This window comes from Fontisphaera persica, from assembly GCF_024832785.1.
Lineage (GTDB): Bacteria > Verrucomicrobiota > Verrucomicrobiia > Limisphaerales > Fontisphaeraceae > Fontisphaera > Fontisphaera persica.
On the sequence record NZ_CP116615.1, the window covers coordinates 797,616 to 817,279 of the forward strand.

Genomic DNA, 19,664 nt, shown 5'->3' on the forward strand with positions numbered 1-19,664 from the left:
ATTCGGGGGTGGCTCTTTCTGAGGCGGATAAAAGGCAAAAAGCGGAAGGCCAGGCCACAGGCTCAATGCCATCCCGCAGCAAACCAGCAGAAAATGTCCACGCATTTGTGCGTTAAAGCCTACACGCGATTGCGCGTGAACGCAAACGATTGACAGGCAGGCCGCGCCCTGCGGCAGGAAAGGCACTTAGCGGTCTCGTTTCAACAAATATTCCGCCAGGGCTTCCAAGGCCTCGGCTTTGCCTTGGAAAGGTTTGAGGGCCGCAAAGGCGCGTTGAGTCAGCCGTTGGGCTATCTGGCGCGATTTTTCCAGACCGACAATGGAAGGGTAGGTGGCCTTTTGGGCGGTGATGTCCTTGCCCGCGGTTTTTCCAAGTTTTTCGCTGCTTTGCGTGACGTCCAGGATGTCGTCAATCACCTGAAAAGCAAGCCCCACATGATAGCCAAAATCCGTCAGCGCCGCGAGCTGGGCGGGCGTGCAGTTGGCGCTCATGCCGCCCAGCCGCACCGAACAACAAAGAAGAGCCGAAGTTTTGCGCTCATGGATGTACCGCAGTTGCGCGGGGGCAATACGCTTGCCTTCAGCCTCCAGGTCCGCCGCCTGCCCTGCCACGAGTTGCAGAGACCCTGCCGCCTTGGCCAGTTCATAAGTAATGTCCTTATGGCTGTAACGGGGCCAGCCTCGGGCATGAGTGGCAATCTCAAATGCCTGTGCCAGCAGCGCGTCCCCCGCCAGAATCGCCATCGCCTCCCCAAAAACCTTGTGATTGGTGGGCTTGCCCCGGCGGAAATCATCGTTGTCCATGGCGGGGAGGTCATCATGAATAAGGGAGTAAGTATGAATGCACTCCACCGCGCAGGCCAGCGGCACGGCCTCTTCCATCTGGCCGCCACAGGCCTGGGCCGCGGCAAAGCACAGCGCGGGCCGCATCCGTTTGCCGCCGGCAAAAAGTGAATACCGCATGGACTGGTGCAGCACGGCCGGTTTGCACGAGGCCTTGGGCAGAAAGCGGTCCAGTCCCCGGTTGACCAGCGTCGTACAAGAATCAAGAAAAGCCCCGAGGTCAAACGAGCTGGGAGCGCTAACAGGTTTGGCTTGGTTGCGCGATGCCATGAAAAACCAATAGGATAAAATCACCCTCTCAGGCAAGCGGGGAATGGGGATTTTCCTGCCCGCTGCCCGGCCCATCCCACCGAGCCAGGCGGCCCCCAATGTCGCATGAATCCGCCTTCAAGACCTGCTCTCCGTGCAAGAGAATTTCAACAAGAATGCCCCTTGGTGTCCCGAAGTATCTTGTCGGAGTGCGCCTCGCGCCGTTTCCCTGAATTTTTTTCATTAGCGCCTGAGTTAAGCCCGGGGGCATCCCGCTGTAACCTCACTTAACCCGCACATTTTCGGGATAATTCCAGTTCGCAAAACCGGCCCAGGTGTGTTCCGGCATCATCAGCCGCCGGGTCAGGCCGAGGTGCAGCGTCCATTCAGCAAATTGGGTGGCCGAATTGCAGCCTTCTTCCAGAAAAGCGCGGGCTGACGCCAGGGCACACCGTGGATAAATGGCGGCCAGTGGCTCGAGGCGCTCCTTGACCACGGGTACCACGCCCGACTCCGGGGTGGCGTGATGTAAAAGGCGTTGGAGGATTTCGACATTCATGTGAGGCATGTCCACCGCCAGCACCAGCAGAAGGGGGGAAGTCATCGTCGCCAGTCCGCGCTCAATTCCTGCCAGCGGGCCTTGTGCAGGGTAATAGTCCGGAATGACTGGCACCCCCAACGTTTGTGTGGCTTTGGTGAGAGGCGAGGATACCAGAATGGCCTCCGGTTGCAGATGTTTTAACAGGGACAATTGCCGGTGAATGAGGGGCTGGCCGTCCACTTCCAGCCACACCTTGTCCCGTCCCATGCGGGTGGATTGGCCCCCCGCCAGCACCATTGCCGTGAAGCCGGGGGGCGCATTCATACCATTTTGCGCAGCCAGCCGCTGCTTATGATGCGGGCGCGTAACCCCCCCCGGCCTTTCAACCAAGCTTCCGCCTGGGGATGCCCGAAGGCCTCATTCATCCAAAAGCACGGCCGGCACTCCTCCACCCCGGCAAAGCGCACACCCTGCAATTCAAATTCCCTGCCAATCAGCGCATTCAAATCCATCCCTTCGGTAATGACGTTCCGCCGCGTGGCGGAGGGGGGGGTGTCAGGGGAAAGGTTCAGCTCCCGTAAAAGCGCCTGAAACACCTCCCAGGAAAAAAAGGTGATTTGTCCTTTGTAATCCGGCTTGTAATCAAAAAAACGGTCACCCGTAATGCCCCGGCCCGCCACGCATTCAATTTGGTCGCATTCCACCACCGGATGATGGTCCGGCGGCTGCCCCTGATGACCAAAATAGTTGTGGCCCGGCGAAATATAGAGATGACGGATGCGCATCATGACCGCTTGATTTCAAACTGATTGCTCAACTGCGGAGTGGCCTGATGCAGAATATGCCACACCACCCAATGCAACCAGGCCAAACTCACCAACGTGAGCAAAAAAAGTATGGCAAAGGTCGTCTGCGGAATGCCGGTGATTTTATAGGCGTATGCAAACAGCGGCGGCAGGAAGAAACCACCCAGCGCCCCCAACAGCCCCACCAGCCCGCCTACCGCGCCCACATCCTTGGGAAAATATTCGGGAATGTATTTGTACACCGCGGCCTTGCCGATGCCCATGCCACAACCCACAATGAAAACAAGAAAGGTGAACAGCGTTGGCCCCATGACAAAGCGCATGGTTTCAATCTGGCCGCTGGCGGCGTAACGCTCCGGCACGTACAGCACAATATGGCCATTGGGCGCCGATAACAATAACAGCGCCCCCAACATGCTGCCAAACACCCAGTACATCGTGCGGCGCGCCCCAAACTTGTCCGCCAGCCACCCTCCCAGGGGCCGGAGCAAACTGGCCGGAAAAATGAACAGCGCCGTCAGCAATGCGGCATGTGACAAGGGCATCTTGAACACGTCCACGTAGTACTTGGGCAGCCAGACGGAAAGAGCCACATAGGCTCCAAAGACCACCACATAATACAAACTGAACCGCCACACCCGCACTTGCCGCAACGGGCGCAACAACTCCCGCAAAGGACGGCCCTGGCCTGGCGTGCGGTCTTCAGTGGGCGTGAACAACCATAACGCGGCCGCCATCACCAGACACAATATGCCATATAAAAACGGCACAAACCGCCAGCCCCCTGGTATCACCCCTCCGGCCAGCCCGGCGGCAGGCACCAGCGCTATCAAACCCGGACCGATGAATTTGGTCACAGATGCTCCCACATTGCCGGCGCCAAACACCCCCAGGGCGAATCCCTGTTTCTCGCGCGGGAACCAGGCGGAGTTCCAGGCAATGCCGACACTAAAAGCGTTGCCCGCCATGCCCACCCAAAAGGCATACAACATCAATTCGGTGAAGCTGGAGGCGCGGCTGACCAGAAAAGCTGGCAGGGCGGTGGCTGCCACCAAGAGCGTCAGCACCCGGCGCCCGCCGTAACGGTCAGTCAATATGCCAAAGCACAGCCGCCAGATGGAACCATTCAAAATCGCAATGGCGGTCAGCCAGCCAAACTGCACCTCGGTTAATTGAAACTCCTGGCGGATGGGAATGCCCAACACGCCAAACATCAGCCACACGGCAAACATCAAGGTAAAGGCCGTGGTGGACAGCGTGAGAATCAGATTGCGCGAAGCCGATTCCGTGCGTTCAACCGACAGGGACAGGGAAGCCGAGGGGGTCTTGGCCTCCTGCAGAGGGTTGGCTATTCCATTCATAACTAACAGGGTTTTTCCGCGCCCTTGCGGGTGTAGAACCAGTAATTGATAGCCGTGGCCAGGGCGCAGTAGGCCAGCAAGCCCAGGAAAAACGGACGGGCCGAACCTGTGGCTGAGGCAGCCCATCCAATTAACAAGGAAAAGACGAACGGACCGTAGGCCGCCACCGCCGCAGTGAAACCGATTACCCCCGCCCCCTGCCGCGGTGAATGCGCAAAAATAAGCGGATACTGCCGGAACGTGGCTGCGTTGCCCACTCCCGTGCAGAAAAACATCCCCAGCATGACGCCGACAAACCAGGGGAATCGCTCTACCGACGTGGGAGCGAGCAAATCGCTAAACACCAGCACGCCACACCCCGCCATGAGGCCAAGGCCGCACAGGTGCGTGAGAATGGCCCCGCCCCATTTGTCGGTCAGCGGACCGGCGATGACCCGCATCGCCGAGCCAATCAACGGGCCATAGAAGGCATATTTCAAAGGATCAGGAGCTTCGGGAAACTTGCCATACACCGTTTTAATCAACATGGGAAACGCCGCCGCCAGCCCGGAAAAACAGCCGAAGGTCATGATGTAGGTAATCATGCAAAAATAGGTGTGTTTGTTCTTGAAGATGTCCAGTTGCTCGCGGAAGGAGGCGCGCACGGGCACGCTGCGCAGAAAAATCCAGGCCAGCATCCCCATCACCACCAGAAACGGCACGTAAATGAAAACCGCGTTTTGCAGCCAGATTTGGACGCTTTGGCCCCCCTTCGTCATGGTCTGGGCGGCGCCCAGCAGGCCGCCGGCCAGCGGAATCGTGATAATCCACGGTGTCAAAAATTGAGTGAGACTGACACCGAAATTGCCCAGACCCGCCTGAATCCCCAGGGCGGTGCCTTGCAGGCGTTTGGGGAAGAAAATGCTCGTGCTGGGCATGAAGGACGAAAAATCGCCACCCCCGAAACCGGCGAGAAACGCCAGGATGAGAAACATCCAGAAAGGCGTGTTGGGATTGAGTATGGCAAAGCCCAGGCCGAGGCAGGGAAGCAATTTGGCAAAGGTGGCGACCGTGATGACCTTGCGGGTCCCATAAATGGGAATCAAAAACATGTGCACCAGCCGCAACGTGCCGCCCGCCAGCCCGGGCATGGCGGTCAACCAGAACAGTTGCATGTCGGTGAATTTGAAGCCAATGGCCGGCAGCCGCACCACCACCGCGCTCACCACAAACCAGGTGGCAAACGAGAGTACTAGCGCCACCGTGGTAATGGCCAGCGTGCGCCACGCAATCACCTTGCCGGTTTGTTCCCAGAATTGCGGGTCTTCGGGGCGCCAGTCAGTTAAGGTGGAGCTGGTGTGGTTCATGCTGATTCACTTTCTTCTTCCTCGTCCTTGATTTGAGTGGCGGCGGCAAAGCCGCGCAACCAATGGCTCAACCCCCACAGCCCGGCAGCGGTGGCGGCCAGGGTCAGGGCGATTTGGGTGAGATTGCGCATCAGGTTATGGCGGAACAAAAGCCAGGGGTGCCCGTCGTTCCGATTCAAAGGATGCGTGCCGTCCCGCAATTCCCGCACATCGGGAATGCCGTCTCCGTCCAAATCGCTGTCGGCGGGGAGGCGCTCCGCCAGTTGTTCCGGCGCCATTTTCAACTCCATGAGTTGCTTGCGGCCCAGCACCTGCACCATGTGATTGCCAAAGGCGTTGAGAATGGGACTGTCCACTTTGACCCCCGGCTCAAATGCGGAGCGCGCCCGTCCCAGGCGCTCCTGCGCTTCCGAAGTCAGACGGCCCAGTTGGCCAGGGGCGGCGCCATCTGGTCCATCCGCATGGCGATGACACAGGGCGCAGTTGATGGGGCGGCCGGAGTTTTTTACCACAAAAGCATGGTACTCCGGATAGGCCCCCAGGCTTGCGGGGAGAAGCGCTGCCGCCAGGGCCAGCCATCGCAGCATACTTGGAAAGGAGGTTTTCATGGCTCAGCCTTTGAACAAGCGGTAGATGTGTTCACCAAACAAGGTCATGATTACCAGGTACAAGGCCCCCAATACGGCCAGCAGCCGGAGCGTGCGGCGGCTGGTGTGTCGGAAAATCCATGGCGTGCAGCACAATCCCACGCCGGCAGCCAGCGATAGGAGCAGCACCACCCAGAAGGGTAAAATCTCAAGCGGATAATAGATGAAGTAGAAATACCACTCCGGCTTGATGCCGTCGGGAGTGGAGCTTTTGGGATCATAAGGTTCAAACAGGGGATAGGCATAGAAAGACTCAAAGGGCACGCAGAGGGCCACTACAAACAACACCATGAAGGCCACTCCCCAGACCGACAGGTCTTTGATGAAAAACGCAGGGAAAAACTTTTCCTTGCGCCGGGGGGGCTCATCCACTCCCTGGCTCATGCCATGAAGCTGCACCGAAAATAAATGCAGGGCCAGCACCGCCACCATCGCCAGCGGCAGGAGGACCACGTGCAGCGCAAAAAACCGGCTGAGCGTGGCCTGTCCCACGCTCGCCTCGCCCTGAATGGTTTCCTTGACCAGACGGGGCCATTCGGCAAGGGCGCCCGGCAGATAAGCGCCAACCTCCTCTATGGATTGCAGGCCTATCTTGGTGGCATTGACGGCGATTTGGTGCCAGGGCAGCAGATAGCCGGTAAAGCCCAAACCCAGCGTGATGAACAACAACAATACCCCGCTTACCCAGGTCAGCTCGCGGGGACGGGCAAAGGCCTTCATCGCAAAAGTGGTGAGCAGATGCACCATCACCGCCGCAATCATCATCGAAGAAGCCCACGCATGCATGTTGCGCACCAGTGCGCCCCCCGGAACATGCTCCGTGATGAATTCCACCGAGGCATGCGCATCGCTTACGGTGGGCTGGTAATAGAACAGGAGCATCAGACCGGTGACCACCTGCACCGCAAAAAAGAACAAGGCCAGACCGCCCAGATAGTAGCCCCACGAAAGACGGTGCACGGGCACCTCCTTCTTGCGCACCAGGGCGTCGTAATTGAGCTTGCGCACCGGCAGCCGCTCGCCCAGGTACGTTTCGGCACGTTGGATGAAAGCCAGCAGGTTCATGGCATCAGGGCTGTTTCAAGTCGCAGACGCTTGGGGTTTGATGATATACACGCTGCACTGGGCCAACGCGGCAGGGTCCACGTCCCCTTCCACCGGCCCCCGGGGAGATTTGCGGGCGACTACTTTGCCGCTCGCATCCACCAAAGCCCAGCCAAGGTGGGGCAGAGGAGCTTTGGCTGGCGCGCCCTCATTCGGCCGCCCTGTGCGAAGGTCAAAATACGAAACATGGCAGGGACACAGGATGCGCCCTTGGGCATCCACTTCGCTGCCCACCGTGCAGCCCAAATGCGTGCACTTGGCGGAGATGAGCAGCGGCAGGCCGTCCTTGCCCTTGAAAGCCAGCGCCGGCGCCATCGAGTAATCAATGAAATACTTCCCCTTGTTCTCCGTCAGCTCACTGTAACGCGCCACCAGTATCATTGGGTTGCGCTGCCGCTCTAATTCCAGTTCCCGTTCCTCCGCCGTCTGCTGCAGGCGCTGCAATTTTTTGGTCAGCAGCTCCGCCTCCATTTCCGGCTCCAGCCGCGGCCCGCGGAAATAGCTCACACCTTTCTCCATCACGCCCAGGGCCAGCAATCCACCTGCTCCCGCCACGCCCACGGCCCCCTTGAGAAATTCACGGCGGCTTTCCGCGCGCGCCATCGCCACCGCGGCTTCCCGGCGGCGCCGGGCATTATTCCACACCACCCAAATGGGCGCCCGCCACAAGTATTGCAACGGCAGTGCCAGCAGGTGTATCAGGCGGGTAAAAGGCACCAGCAGCACCATCACCCACGCCAGGGTGAGATGTAATTTGAACAAAGGGGGAAAGCCGGTGACGTAACTCATGTCCGGCTGCAATTTAATGAGGCCCCAAAAATAGGGAACCACCGTGCCAGTGCTCCAGGCCGAACCATAGCGATAATGAATGGCGGAAAGCAGACCCACCACCACCTGCACCAGCAACAAGCCCGCCACAATTAAATCCGCCGGCGTGGTCACCGCCTGCACCCTCCCCGAAGTCAGCCGCCGCACCAGCAGCACGCTCAAGCCCGCCACGGCCAGCAGAGAACACGCCACCCCCACCGTTTCCACGGCCAGGAGCGCCCCCGGCACGGTCAATAGACTGGCCCAGACTTTGGGAAATAAAACCGCGATGAGATGCCCCAGCAGCACTATCCCGATGCCTATGTGCCAGGGCGTCGAGCCAAACAACAACTGGCGGTCTTCCAAAAATTGGGATGAGCGCGCCGTCAGGGTGAACTTCTCACGGCGCGCCCGCCAGAGGCAGCCCACCACAAAAATCAACAATGATAAATAGGGCAGTCCCACAAACAGAAAAGCGTCCATCATAACTCCTCCTTTCCGTTGCCGCCGCCACCTTGGATGCCCGCCAAAAATGAAGCCGAACAGCCGCATCCGCCGGCGGAAACTTCCTTCACCCCGGCCAACGGACACGGCGCAGGCGCCACGCCAGGGTGGGTCTCTTTGAGCGCCTCTTCCACCATTTCCAGCAACGCCCGATAAGGATGTTCTTCGGCCAGGGATTCCTGCATGCGGCGCAGCGGCCCCAATAAACAAAATTGGGTCAATTCCCGCTGTTCGGCGTCCTCGGTTTGCGCGGCAAAGCGCAGCAGTACAGCCAGATGATCGGGCAATTCACCTCCCGTTGCAAAACCCTCCTCCGCATATCGCTCCAACAAGGCCGCCATGAACCGGCCCCGCCGGTAGTTTTCTTCACCAAACAAATGGATGCCGACATAGGGCACACAGGCCGGACAGAGGTCAAAAGTGGCAGTGTACAATTCTTCCCGCTCATCGGGGGACATCCGCCCCACAGCCGACGAAAAGCGCTCCCAGGCCTGGCGGACGGCCACACTCCACCCCGGCATCATCCTGGCGGCCTCGGTCAATCGAGCGGCGAAATCTGCTCCCGGATACTCCAGCAGGCGCCCCAGACATTGCCAGCCTGCCGTGGAGTTGGCGGCTTCATTTTCGAGCGGGACCATGAAGGTTGGGTTGGACATACATTCAAGTTCAGGCACGTGGCGTGACGGAGTGCATCGCACTGGAAAGATGAAAGCCCGTGCAGCCCTTGCAGGCCTCCGGACTGCAGGAGGATTCAATGGCTTCCTCCCGCTGCAAAGGCGGCAGCACATAGCGCTGGTACTGGGTCGGCAGGGCCGTGAGCTGGTAAATGGCGTGCGCTTCCTCGGGCGTGGTCTGGGCGTCCCGCAAGATTTTGTGCACCTCGGTTTCGGGCAGGTCACGCACGCTCTCCCACCGCTTGAAATACCGCACCGCCATCAATTTCTTGAGCACCGCCTCGATAACCTCCTCATTGCCCGCACTGAACAGCCGGGCCAGGTATCGAATCGGCAGGCGCGCCTGCGCCAGACTGCCAAAAAAACCATCCGCGTTGTGCCCGTAACCGCCTTCGCCGCGTTTTCCCAGGATGGGCAGCAGCGGCGGCACATAAAACAGCATCGGCAGCGTGCGGTATTCAATGTGCAGGGGCAGGGCCAGTTTCCACTGCGCCACGTAGGGATACACCGGCGATTTCTGCGCCGCGTCCAAAAACTCCTCGCTGATGCCGTTCCTGAGGGCGGCGGCCACCACCCCGGGGTCGTGAGGATTGAGAATCACCGTCCGTTGGGATTCCACCAATGCCCGGTCGGGCACTTGCATCGCCCGCGGCACCTGCTCCGCGTCATATAACAGCACCCCCAGATAACGAATGCGTCCCACGCACGCATGAAAACAGGCCGGAGGCTGGCCGGTCTCCAGCCGGGGGAAACAGAGAATGCACTTTTCCGATTTGCCCGTCTTCCAGTTGTAATAAATCTTTTTGTAAGGACAGGCCGCCACACAGGCACGCCAGCCGCGGCACTTCTCCTGATTTATCAGCACAATGCCGTCTTCACCCCGTTTGTAGATCGCCCCTGATGGACAGGCCGCCACACAACTGGGATTGGCGCAATGATTGCAAATGCGCGGCAGATAAAACATGGCCAGCCGCTCGATTTCAAACAATTGCGCCCGCTCCATCTCGCTCAGCCCTTCCCAATTCACATCGTTTTCCGCATATACGGGCGAGCCGGACAAATCGTCGTCCCAGTTGGGCCCGGCCTTGATGTCCATCGGCTCGCCGGTGATGAGGGATACCGGAATGGCCGTGGGCTGATCTTTTCCTGCCGGCGCCTGGAACAGGTCCTCATAGCGATACGTCCAGGGCTCGTAGTAATCCTGCAGCGTCGGCTGGTTGGGATTGTAAAACAACTTGAGGAAGGCGTCCGCCCGGTTCTGACACCGCAGCTCCAGGGATTCTCCCTCCTTGCGCCAGCGCCAGCCCCCGTTGAATTTATCCTGGTTTTCCCATTGGGTGGGATAGCCCGTCCCGGGCTTGGTCTCCACATTATTCCACCACATGTACTCGGCGCCGGGGCGGTCCGTCCACACGTTCTTGCAGGCAATGCTGCAGGTGTGGCAGCCAATGCACTTGTCCAGGTGAAAAACCACTGCTACATGCGCGCGTACATCCATAAAGGGTCAGGTTTGAGGCATGGCTTTACCACACCAGTTTCCTAAGTTTGCGAAGGATGACAAAAGTGTCGCGATTCACCCCTTGTGGCCCCCAGTAGTTGAAGGCGTAGGTGAACTGCGCGTAGCCCCCAATCATGAACAGCGGCTTCAACCGCACCCGCGTCAGGCTGTTGTGGCCGCCGGCCCGCCGCAAGCCGCGCGAGGGCGATTTGGGAATGCCCAGCGTGCGCTCGGTGGCGTGATACAGCAGGCAGATGCCTGGCGGAATGCGGGCGCTCACCACCGCCCGGGTGCAAACCACCCCGTGGTCATTCAACACCTCCACCCAGTCATTGTCCTCAATGCCCAGCCGGTCGGCATCACGATCGTTGATCCACACCGGGTAGCATCCCCGCGAGAGCGTCTTCATGCGCAGGGTGTCGCCGTAGGTGGAATGTATGTGCCATTTGCCATGCGGCGTCAGGTAATTCAGCACCAGCCCGCCGTCGGCGGCGCCGGTCTGCTGCAAATCGCGGGTTTGCCGCAGCTCGGCGCGCGGCTTGAACGTGGGCAGGTTTTCGCCAAACGCCACGTATGCCTCATGGTCCAGATACAAATGCTGCCGGCCTGTCTGGGTGCGCCACGGTATCAGCTCCTCCACATTCTGGCAGAACGCCGCATACGTGCGCCGGCCATTGGTGATGCCGGTCCAGAAGGGCGTGGTCAGCACCCGGCGCGGCTGCTGTATCAAATCCTCAAAAGTGTATCGAATACCCCGGTTGTCCCGCGCCAGGTGCGTGTGATCCAGGCCCGTTTTTTCGGACTCCGAGACAAACGCCCGCCAGGCCATTTCGCCATTGGTTTCCGGCGCAAAGTGCAGAATGACTTCGCAGGCGTCCCGGTCCTCGCGCAGGCTGGGATAGGTGCCCCCGCCCCAGCGTTCCACCGGGTGCGTCAGCAAATAGGCATCATAGGCGTCATCCACGTCAAAATGCGTTCCATGCATGGCCAGCCCGTTCTTGCGGAAATTGGGCCCCAGCGAAATGAAGCGGTGGAATAGATTCACGTAGTCGCGCGTCACCACCTTCAAATGCGGCATGGTTTTGCCGGGTATGGGGTCACATTCCCCTTTGGCCCAGTCTTTGACCGTCAACTGGGCCAGTTCCGCCGGCGTATCATGCTGCAGAGGCGAAGCCACCACATCCTTCACCGGCGCTGGAAAATACCGCGCCGCCAGCCGGGACACTTCCGCGGCCAGACCCCGGAAAATCTGCCAGTCACTCTTGCTTTCCCAGCAGGGCGGCACTGCCGCCTGCAACGGGTGGATGAAACTGTGCATGTCGGTGGAATTGAGATCATCCTTCTCGTAATAAGTCGCCGCGGGCAGCACAATGTCGGAATACAGCGCCGAGGTGTCCATGCGGTAGTTCAGGTCCACAATCAAATCCATCTTCCCCAGCTCCACCTTGTCATGCCATGTCACCTCCTGCACCGCCGGGCGGCTTTCCTCGGCAATGCAATTGTGATGCGTGCCCAGGTAATGTTTGAGAAAGTACTCGTGGCCCTTGGCGCTGGAGGTCAGCGCGTTGCCGCGCCAGATGTAAAATATCCGCGGGAAGCACGCCGGATTGTCCGGGTCCTCCATCGCAAAACGCACCTTGCGCTCCCGGAGCTGGCGCACCACGTAGGCAATGATTTCCTCCTCCGTCCTGGCCCCGGCGTTTTCCGCCTCCCGCACCAGCTCGAAGTTGTGCCGGGTGAACTGCGGATAGCACGGCAGCCAGCCCAGCCGCACCGCCAGCGCCTGTTTATCCGCGGTGTGCCCCTGGGCCATCGGATGCCGCACATTGCTGACCGGGCACATTTCCTGAAAGTCCTGGTCATACCGCCACTGGTCCGAATGCAGGTAATGGAAGGACGGCGTATTTTGCTGGCGCGGCGGCCCCGCCCAATCCGTCCCAAAAGCAATCGGGGCCCACGCCGTCTGCGGCACCAGTTTCTCCTGCCCCACGTAGTGATTCCAGCCGCCGCCGTTTTTGCCCACACAACCGCAGAAAATCAGCGCGTTGATGACAGCTCGATAAATGAGGTTGTTGTGGTACCAATGATTGACCCCCGCGCCGATGATCACACTGCATTTCCCGCCGGTGTGCTCGGCCGTCCGGCCCCACTCCCGCGCAAACCGCGTCACCACCTCGCTGTTGACCCCCGTGAACCGCTCCTGCCATGCCGGGGTGAACGGCTGCGTGTCGTCCGCGTATCCGTCCGGCCACTGACCCGGCAAACCGCGGTTGACGCCGTACTGGGCGTAGTACAACTCCATCACGGTGGTGACCAGCACCGGCCCGTTGATGGTGGTCACCTCCCGCACCGGCACATGGCGCACCCACACCCGCTGATGGGTGCCCTCGGAGAAATCAGTGATTTGCACTCCCACCGTCCGGTCGGTCACCCCCTTCAGCTCCAAACGGGGGCGCATCGGGCGGCCCTGCGTGTCTTCCAGCTTCAAATTCCACTGGCCTTTGCGCTTCTGCCAGCGATGCCCCACCGTGCCCTGTGGCAGCCGCAGTTTCCCGCTGGCTTCGTCTTCCACGAAGTATTTCCAGTCCGCATGTTCCTCGCCGCGGGTCTCCGGCAGTTGACTCGCTCGCAGCAAATGACCCGCGCGGTACGTGCCATCGGCTTGCGGTTCCAGCGTCACCAGAAACGCCGCATCACTGTATTGCCGCAGATAATCCTGAAACGCCGGCACCTGCCGCTCGGCATAAAATTCTTTCAGCAACACATGCCCCACCGCCATCCAAAAGGCCGCATCGCTGCCCTGATGCAGCGGGATCCATTCATCAGCCACCTTGGCGGTCTGACTGAAGTCCGGTGCGAACACCACCACCTTGGCCCCGCCATGCCGCGCCTCCACCAGAAAATGCGCATCGGGCGTGCGCGTCATCAACACATTGGAGCCCACAACAGCGATGAACTTGGAATGATACCAGTCGGCGCTTTCAGCCACATCGGTCTGCTCCCCCCAGATTTCCGGCGAGGCGGGCGGCAAATCGCAGTACCAGTCGTAGAACGAGAGTGAGACCCCGCCCATTAATTGACAAAACCGGGCTCCGGCCGCATAGCTGACCATGGACATGGCCGGGATGGGCGAAAACCCCGCAATCCGATCCGGCCCAAAGCGGCGGATCGTGGACAAATTGGCCGCCGCCATCAATTCATTCACCTCGGCCCATGTGCTGCGTCGGAAACCGCCCTTGCCCCGCGCTTGTTGGTATTTCTTGCGGCTTTCGGCCTGCGTTACGATGCTTTCCCATGCCGCCACCGGGTCCTCCGGATGCTGCTGGCGCGCCTTTCGCCACAAATCCAGCAACACCCCGCGCACGTAGGGGTATTTCACGCGTATCGGACTGTAGAGATACCATGAATACGATATGCCCCGCTGGCAGCCGCGCGGCTCGTAGGGCGGAATCTGCCGGTCAATCACGGGATAATCCAGCGCCTGCAACTCCCACACCACCACCCCGTTTTTCACAAAAATCTGCCAGCTACACGACCCGGTGCAATTTACCCCGTGGGTGCTGCGCACCACCTTGTCGTAGCTCCAGCGCGTCCGGTAAAAACTTTCCCAGGTGCGCTCCTCCGGGGCAAACAGGTCTTGAATCCAGCTCATGTCAGGAATTGGTGCGGCGCCGCGTCAGCCCGTGGGACCGATGCGCGCGTTGGGATTTCAACCAGGCATACAAACCCGCCAGCACAACCACCGCGCCGCCCGCCCCAATCGAGGCAAACCACGGGGCCGGTATGCGGGTGTCGTGGGGGTCCAGCGTCGCCAGATATTTGGTCAAATGCAGCGCTTCCTGCTGCGTCACCGGATGCCGCGTATAATGCGGCTCCATGATTTTGTATTTGGCCTGCTTAATCGCCGACAGCAGCGGCATCTCGCCGCCCGCTTTTTGGTAAATGCCATTCAATGCCGGCCCCAGGTTGCCGCCGCGTCCTTCCGCCACATGACAGGCGGCGCACGCCAGACCGCCATTTCGCAGGGGTAACTGGCCAAAAAACAACGCTCGCCCCTTGGCCGCGTCTCCCGGCTCCATTTTGGCCATGAACATCGCCGCCATCCGTTCCCCTTCCACCTTGAGCCGTTCCCGCAAGTCGGCGGCTTTCAGCAGCGCGGTCAGCTCTATCAGCGCGTCCTCGGACAACGGCCCCACCCGCGGCTCCATTTTTTTGATGGCTGCTTTGAGCTGGTCCTCCGGCCACGTGGTGGCCGGCGTCAGTTCCGGCCCGCTCAATTTGGCCCCGGTCACACTATGGCAGCCGGCGCACATCATCAAAAATCGCGCCGCCGCCAGGTCCCGCTGCGGCGCTTCCGCGGCGGCCACTTGGCCCGTGGCCATCGTGGTAGGCGCGGGCGTCGCCAGTTCGCCGGCACGGACCGGATAAACCAGCCCCAGCGTGAGCACGACGCCCCATGTGGCTCTCCACCACCCACGATGGCTTGCGGCAGGTTGCATGGCGGCAGCATCGCGCATCACTGGCGGGGCGACATTGATTCACGTCAAGAATTGTATGATGAAGTAAAACTAATGGGATGGAATCCTCTCCCTGCTCCCAGGGCGCCCCTGCCAAAACACCGCGTGCCGGCTTTTTTGCTTTCAAGACCCGGGCAATAACGGTATTAGTTCCCAGAAAGCCTATGTCAAAAACCAACTACAAGTTTTGTTTTGGCCCGTGGAATTTGAGCGAGGGTCAGGACCCCTACGGGCCGCCCACCCGCAAAGCGCAGACCTTCGACTGGAAGCTGGAGCAGCTCAAGAAACACGGCTTTGATGCCATGATGTTTCATGACGATGATGCCGTGCCGGACATTGACCACAAGAGCGCTGCCCAAATCCGCGACGAAGCCAAAGCGTTGCGGCGGCGCCTGGACGACCTTGGCATTGCGGCGGAAATCGTGGCTCCGCGCCTCTGGTTCAGCCCCATGACCATTGACGGCGCCTACACCAGCAACGACCCGAAATGCCGCCAATACGCCATCGAGCGCTCCAAACGTTGCATTGACGTGGCGCGCTACTTGGGCACCGATTTAATCGTGCTCTGGCTGGCCCGCGAAGGCTCGTACCTCCGCGAGGCCAAAAATGCCCGCAAATGCGTGGATTACCTGGTGGAGGCCATTGACGCGCAATTGCAGTACGACAAGAAAATCCGCATCGCCATCGAACCCAAGCCCAACGAGCCGATGGACTTGGCCTACATTCCCACCATCGGCCATGCCCTGGCCCTGGCGCAACTTACCTGCGACCCCAAGCGCGTGGGCTGCCTGATTGAAACGGCCCATGCCATTCTGGCGGGATTGGACCCGGCGGACGAAATTGATTTCGCCATGTCCTTTGGCAAGCTCTGGAGCATCCACCTCAACGACCAGAACGGACTTAAGTTTGACCAGGACAAACCCTTCGGCAGCGCCAATTTGCGCGTGGCTTTCAATCAGGTGCGCGCCCTCGAGCGGAACGGCTACGGCCGCCGGGGCGAGTATGTGGCCTTTGATGTGCATCCTTTCCGGACGACCAAGGAAGAGCATTGGATGGCGCATCTCCTCAACAGTCGCGCCACCTTCCTGCGCCTGGTGGAAAAAGCGCGGACCTTTGACGAAAAGACCGCCCAAAAACTCATCGCCAACCGCGATTACCAGGCGCTGGACCAGATGGTGCTGGAGCATTTGATGGGGCGTTAACGCCGCGGCCACCAGGCGGATGCAGGGCGGGGCAGGGCAGCCTCAGGGCCGCAAGGTGCCTTTCTATACTCGCCAAACGCTTCCTGTGTGGCATAATTGTCTCCCTTGAGGTTAGTCATGGCCGATAAAAGCCAATCCGATGTGCCGTTGTATCTCAACCGTGAGTTGAGCTGGGTCGAATTCAACCAGCGCGTGTTGAACGAGGCAATGGACCCGTCCGTGCCTTTATTGGAGCGCGTGAAGTTTCTGGCCATCACCAGCTCCAACTTGGACGAGTTCTTTGAAGTGCGGGTGGCCGGATTAAAGCAGCAGTTGGAAAGCGGCGTGTGGCAGCGGGAGCCCGATGGTTACACGCCGCCCGAGCTGTTCAAGGCCCTGTCCCAGCGCATTCACCGGTTTGTGGACGACCAGTACCGTTGCTGGAATGAAATGCTGCGACCGGCCCTGGCGGAGCGGGGCATCCGGTTGTTGGAGGTCAAAGACCTGACCAAATCAGACCTGGCCTTCCTGGAGCGCTTCTACCGCCGCCATGCCCGCCCGGTCTTGACCCCCATGGGCATAGACCCCACCCACCCTTTTCCGCTGGTGCTCAACAAGTCGCTCAACCTGATCGTCCGCCTCGCCGTCAAAGGGCCGGACAAACGCCGCCAGGTCCGGCTGGCCATCGTGCAAGTACCCCAAAACCTGCCCCGCCTCCTCCAATTGCCACGCGAGGACGGCCGCCGCGATTTCATCCTCCAAAGCAATGTCATCGGGCTTTTTCTGGGAGACCTTTTCGCCGGCAGTGAAATCCTTGGACACTGGTTGTTCCGGGTCACCCGCAACAGCGAACTTTACATTGATGAGGAGGACGTTTCCAACCTGCTTGAGGCGGTGGCCGAAGAATTGCACCGGCGCCGCCGCGGCGATGCCGTCCGCCTGGCCGTGCAACATAACTGCCCCCCGGACATCCGGCGCGAACTTCTGCACCACCTCAATCTCACCGAGGACGACCTGTACCTCATCAACGGCCCGATGAATCCGGTCCGCTTGATGGCCTTGCTGGAAGGCGACCACTCCCCGGAACTGCGTGACCCTCCGTTCACCCCGCGGGTTGCGCCGCCGCTGCGCGGCAAAAATGACCTGTATGAGGTGATTCGCCGGCAGGATGTGCTGGTGCACCATCCCTATGAGTCCTTTCAGAGTGTGGTGGACTTTCTGCAGCAGGCCGCCGAAGACCCCCAGGTGCTGGCCATCAAGCAGACCCTCTACCGCACCGGCGGTGACCCCCGCATTGTCGGCGCTCTCGCCCAGGCGGTGCGCAACGGCAAGCAGGTGACGGCCGTGGTGGAATTAAAGGCGCGCTTTGACGAAGCCAACAACATCGAGTGGGCCCGCCGTCTCGAAGAATCCGGCGTCCATGTCGTTTATGGCCTGGTCGGCTATAAAATCCACGCCAAGGTGACCCTCGTGGTCCGCAATGAAACCGAGGGCATCCGCCGTTACCTCCACCTCTCCACCGGCAATTACAACCCCACCACGGCCCGGATTTACACGGACATCGGCTTCTTCACCTGCCGCGAAGATTTTGCCGAGGACGCCACCAACTTCTTCAACCTGCTGACCGGGGTCTGCCAGTACATCCCCATGAAAAAACTGGTGCTGGCTCCTTTCGACCTGCACAGCCGCGTGGTCGAACTCATCCAACGCGAGACGCACAATGCCCGCCGCGGCCTGCCCGCGCGCATCATCGCCAAAATGAACGCCCTCGTGGACAAGGAGGTGATTGATGCCCTCTACGCCGCCTCCCAGGCGGGAGTGGAGGTGGATTTAATCGTGCGCGGCATTTGCTGCCTGCGGCCCGGCGTCCCCGGCGTGAGCGAGCGCATCCGCGTGCGCAGCATTGTGGACCGTTTCCTCGAACACAGCCGCATATTTTACTTTGAGAATGCCTGCCAGCCCGAGGTCTATTTGAGCAGCGCCGATTGGATGCCCCGCAATTTTTACAAGCGCATTGAAATCATGTGGCCGGTGGAAGACGGCAATTTGCGCGAGCGCATCATCCAGGAAATCCTGGCCCTTCCCCTCCGCGACAATGTTAAAGCCAGCATCCTGCTGGCCGACGGCCTCTATGCCCGTGCCCCCCGCAGGCCGCATGACGCCCTGCATCGCAGCCAGATGGAGTTAATTCAACTCGCGGCCGAAGCCGATAAACAAGCTTCGGCGCCCTCGCGGGTGAAGACCAAATATCCCAAAATGCAGGTGCGACTGCGCCCCGACCAACCATGAGCCGCCGGGGCCGCCAGGTGATGCCGTTGTTGCTTCCCAGAGGAGACCTTCCATGGACGAACATACCCGCCGGGAATTGATTGCCATTCTCGTTTTCGCCTTCACTTACCTGCTCATCAGCGGGCGGCGCTTGAAGGTTTTGCCGCTGAATCGGCCTGCCGCGGCCATGCTGGGCACCGTCCTCATGGTGGCCGGCGGGGTCATGACACCGGAGGAGGCTTATCGCGCCGTGGATTACAACACCCTGGTGCTGTTGCTCGGCATGATGCTCATTTCAGCCTACCTCTACATGGCCGGATTCTTTGACTGGGCGGCGGACTGGATTTTGCGCGTCGCCCGCACACCGCAGCGGTTGCTGTTGTATTTGATTGTCGCTTCCGCGGTCTTGTCCGCCCTCCTGGTCAACGACACCGTCTGCCTCATGCTCACCCCGCTGGTCGTGCGCGTCATGGTCCGCGGCGGCCTGCCCTTGATTCCCTACCTGCTGGCGCTGGCCATGAGCGCCAACCTGGGCAGCGTGGCCACCCTCGTCGGCAACCCCCAAAACATGATTATCGGCATTCAGTCCGGCATTCCCTTTGCCCGCTTTGCCGCCTCCCTCACTCCCGTCGCCGTCCTCGGAGTGGCCGTGGCCTATGTGACCCTGAGCTTCGGCTTTCGCAAGGTCCTCAAATCCGCCCGCATTCAGGCGCCCGCAGAACCCCCGCCGCCCCTCGACAAACGTCTGACGGCCATCTGCCTCATCACCCTGGCGCTGGTCTTTGGCGGTTTCCTGGCTGGATTCAACCTGGCTTGGACCGCCCTCGGCGGCGGCGCCTTGGTGATGGTGCTGGGGCGGCGCGATACTCACGAAGCCCTCAAGCAGGTGGACTGGCACCTCCTGGTCTTCTTTGCTGCTCTCTTTGTGGTGGTGGAAGGCTTGAACAGCACCGGCCTGCCTGACCAGGTCTATGACCGCCTGCGCCCGCTCTTCGGCGCCACTGTCACCAGCCAGGCCTGGAACTTCGCCTGGTTCAGCGTGGCCGGCTCCAACATTTTCTCCAACGTGCCCTTTGTCCTGGTGGCCGGCAAATGGATGTCCCAATTTGCCCACCCCGAGCTGATGTGGAAGGTCATGGCCCTGGCCACCACCTTTGCCGGCAACCTCACCCTCCTCGGCTCCGTGGCCAATTTGATTGTCGTGGAATCCGCCCGCAAACACGTCGAAGTGGGCTTCTGGGATTATGCCAAATTCGGCATCCCTGTCACCGTCATCTCCACCGTCGCCGGCCTGGCCCTCCTGCTTTGGTGGCATTAA

Annotated in this window: 15 protein-coding genes; 3 read left to right on the forward strand and 12 right to left on the reverse strand. The window is 60.3% G+C overall.

What is annotated here, in order from left to right:
• Positions 1–186: 186 nt before the first annotated feature.
• The 12 genes from NXS98_RS03005 to NXS98_RS03060 all read right to left on the reverse strand — a co-directional run bounded on the left by NXS98_RS03005 (position 187) and on the right by NXS98_RS03060 (position 14,879).
• On the reverse strand, positions 187–1,113 hold the full coding sequence (locus tag NXS98_RS03005; protein ID WP_283846985.1) for a polyprenyl synthetase family protein: 927 nt from the start codon (positions 1,111–1,113) through the stop codon (positions 187–189).
• 262 nt (positions 1,114–1,375) lie between these two features.
• A complete protein-coding gene (gene mobA / locus NXS98_RS03010; RefSeq protein WP_283846986.1) occupies positions 1,376–1,957 on the reverse strand; it encodes a molybdenum cofactor guanylyltransferase in 582 nt (193 codons plus the stop codon).
• A complete protein-coding gene (locus NXS98_RS03015) occupies positions 1,954–2,421 on the reverse strand; it encodes an MOSC domain-containing protein (protein WP_283846987.1) in 468 nt (155 codons plus the stop codon). Before NXS98_RS03015 ends, mobA begins: the two co-directional genes overlap by 4 nt.
• Positions 2,418–3,800, reverse strand: a complete 1,383-nt coding sequence (locus NXS98_RS03020; protein WP_283846988.1) for an MFS transporter — start codon at positions 3,798–3,800, stop codon at positions 2,418–2,420. Before NXS98_RS03020 ends, NXS98_RS03015 begins: the two co-directional genes overlap by 4 nt.
• A 2-nt stretch (positions 3,801–3,802) precedes the next feature.
• Positions 3,803–5,146, reverse strand: a complete 1,344-nt coding sequence (locus NXS98_RS03025; protein WP_283846989.1) for an MFS transporter — start codon at positions 5,144–5,146, stop codon at positions 3,803–3,805.
• Positions 5,143–5,733, reverse strand: a complete 591-nt coding sequence (locus tag NXS98_RS03030; protein WP_283846990.1) for a hypothetical protein — start codon at positions 5,731–5,733, stop codon at positions 5,143–5,145. Before NXS98_RS03030 ends, NXS98_RS03025 begins: the two co-directional genes overlap by 4 nt.
• Positions 5,734–5,757: 24 nt before the next feature.
• On the reverse strand, positions 5,758–6,858 hold the full coding sequence (locus NXS98_RS03035; RefSeq protein WP_283846991.1) for a cytochrome b: 1,101 nt from the start codon (positions 6,856–6,858) through the stop codon (positions 5,758–5,760).
• A 15-nt stretch (positions 6,859–6,873) separates the two neighbouring features.
• On the reverse strand, positions 6,874–8,190 hold the full coding sequence (narI, locus tag NXS98_RS03040; RefSeq protein WP_283846992.1) for a respiratory nitrate reductase subunit gamma: 1,317 nt from the start codon (positions 8,188–8,190) through the stop codon (positions 6,874–6,876).
• Positions 8,187–8,864 (reverse strand): nitrate reductase molybdenum cofactor assembly chaperone, encoded by a 678-nt coding sequence (narJ, locus tag NXS98_RS03045; protein WP_283846993.1) that lies wholly within the window; start codon positions 8,862–8,864, stop codon positions 8,187–8,189. Before narJ ends, narI begins: the two co-directional genes overlap by 4 nt.
• Before the next feature lie 10 nt (positions 8,865–8,874).
• Positions 8,875–10,380: a nitrate reductase subunit beta gene (narH, locus tag NXS98_RS03050; RefSeq protein ID WP_283846994.1), complete on the reverse strand. Its 1,506-nt coding sequence runs from the start codon at positions 10,378–10,380 to the stop codon at positions 8,875–8,877.
• Between the two features lie 25 nt (positions 10,381–10,405).
• The gene (locus NXS98_RS03055; protein ID WP_283846995.1) at positions 10,406–14,032 is read right to left on the reverse strand and encodes a nitrate reductase subunit alpha; all 3,627 of its coding nucleotides are present in this window, start codon (positions 14,030–14,032) and stop codon (positions 10,406–10,408) included.
• Between the two features lies 1 nt (position 14,033).
• Positions 14,034–14,879, reverse strand: coding sequence for a c-type cytochrome (locus NXS98_RS03060; protein ID WP_283846996.1), 846 nt, complete (start codon positions 14,877–14,879; stop codon positions 14,034–14,036).
• Between the two features lie 182 nt (positions 14,880–15,061).
• Here NXS98_RS03060 and NXS98_RS03065 point away from each other — a divergent pair, with 182 nt between their 5' ends.
• The 3 genes from NXS98_RS03065 (at position 15,062) to NXS98_RS03075 (ending at position 19,664) form a co-directional block, all read left to right on the forward strand.
• Positions 15,062–16,099, forward strand: coding sequence for a TIM barrel protein (locus NXS98_RS03065; RefSeq protein ID WP_283846997.1), 1,038 nt, complete (start codon positions 15,062–15,064; stop codon positions 16,097–16,099).
• Between the two features lie 117 nt (positions 16,100–16,216).
• Positions 16,217–18,367: a polyphosphate kinase 1 gene (ppk1, locus tag NXS98_RS03070; RefSeq protein ID WP_283846998.1), complete on the forward strand. Its 2,151-nt coding sequence runs from the start codon at positions 16,217–16,219 to the stop codon at positions 18,365–18,367.
• A 52-nt stretch (positions 18,368–18,419) separates the two neighbouring features.
• Positions 18,420–19,664: an ArsB/NhaD family transporter gene (locus tag NXS98_RS03075; RefSeq protein ID WP_283846999.1), complete on the forward strand. Its 1,245-nt coding sequence runs from the start codon at positions 18,420–18,422 to the stop codon at positions 19,662–19,664.

Bases quoted from the DNA above. Each gene is read 5' to 3' on its own strand.
- narJ (WP_283846993.1), bottom strand. From the start codon at position 8,864: ATGTCCAACCCAACCTTCATGGTCCCGCTCGAAAATGAAGCCGCCAAC.
- NXS98_RS03065 (WP_283846997.1), top strand. From the start codon at position 15,062: ATGTCAAAAACCAACTACAAGTTTTGTTTTGGCCCGTGGAATTTGAGC.
- ppk1 (WP_283846998.1), top strand. From the start codon at position 16,217: ATGGCCGATAAAAGCCAATCCGATGTGCCGTTGTATCTCAACCGTGAG.
- narI (WP_283846992.1), bottom strand. From the start codon at position 8,190: ATGATGGACGCTTTTCTGTTTGTGGGACTGCCCTATTTATCATTGTTG.
- NXS98_RS03055 (WP_283846995.1), bottom strand. From the start codon at position 14,032: ATGAGCTGGATTCAAGACCTGTTTGCCCCGGAGGAGCGCACCTGGGAA.
- NXS98_RS03025 (WP_283846989.1), bottom strand. From the start codon at position 5,146: ATGAACCACACCAGCTCCACCTTAACTGACTGGCGCCCCGAAGACCCG.
- NXS98_RS03075 (WP_283846999.1), top strand. From the start codon at position 18,420: ATGGACGAACATACCCGCCGGGAATTGATTGCCATTCTCGTTTTCGCC.
- narH (WP_283846994.1), bottom strand. From the start codon at position 10,380: ATGGATGTACGCGCGCATGTAGCAGTGGTTTTTCACCTGGACAAGTGC.
- NXS98_RS03035 (WP_283846991.1), bottom strand. From the start codon at position 6,858: ATGAACCTGCTGGCTTTCATCCAACGTGCCGAAACGTACCTGGGCGAG.
- mobA (WP_283846986.1), bottom strand. From the start codon at position 1,957: ATGAATGCGCCCCCCGGCTTCACGGCAATGGTGCTGGCGGGGGGCCAA.
- NXS98_RS03060 (WP_283846996.1), bottom strand. From the start codon at position 14,879: ATGCAACCTGCCGCAAGCCATCGTGGGTGGTGGAGAGCCACATGGGGC.
- NXS98_RS03005 (WP_283846985.1), bottom strand. From the start codon at position 1,113: ATGGCATCGCGCAACCAAGCCAAACCTGTTAGCGCTCCCAGCTCGTTT.
- NXS98_RS03020 (WP_283846988.1), bottom strand. From the start codon at position 3,800: ATGAATGGAATAGCCAACCCTCTGCAGGAGGCCAAGACCCCCTCGGCT.
- NXS98_RS03015 (WP_283846987.1), bottom strand. From the start codon at position 2,421: ATGATGCGCATCCGTCATCTCTATATTTCGCCGGGCCACAACTATTTT.
- NXS98_RS03030 (WP_283846990.1), bottom strand. From the start codon at position 5,733: ATGCTGCGATGGCTGGCCCTGGCGGCAGCGCTTCTCCCCGCAAGCCTG.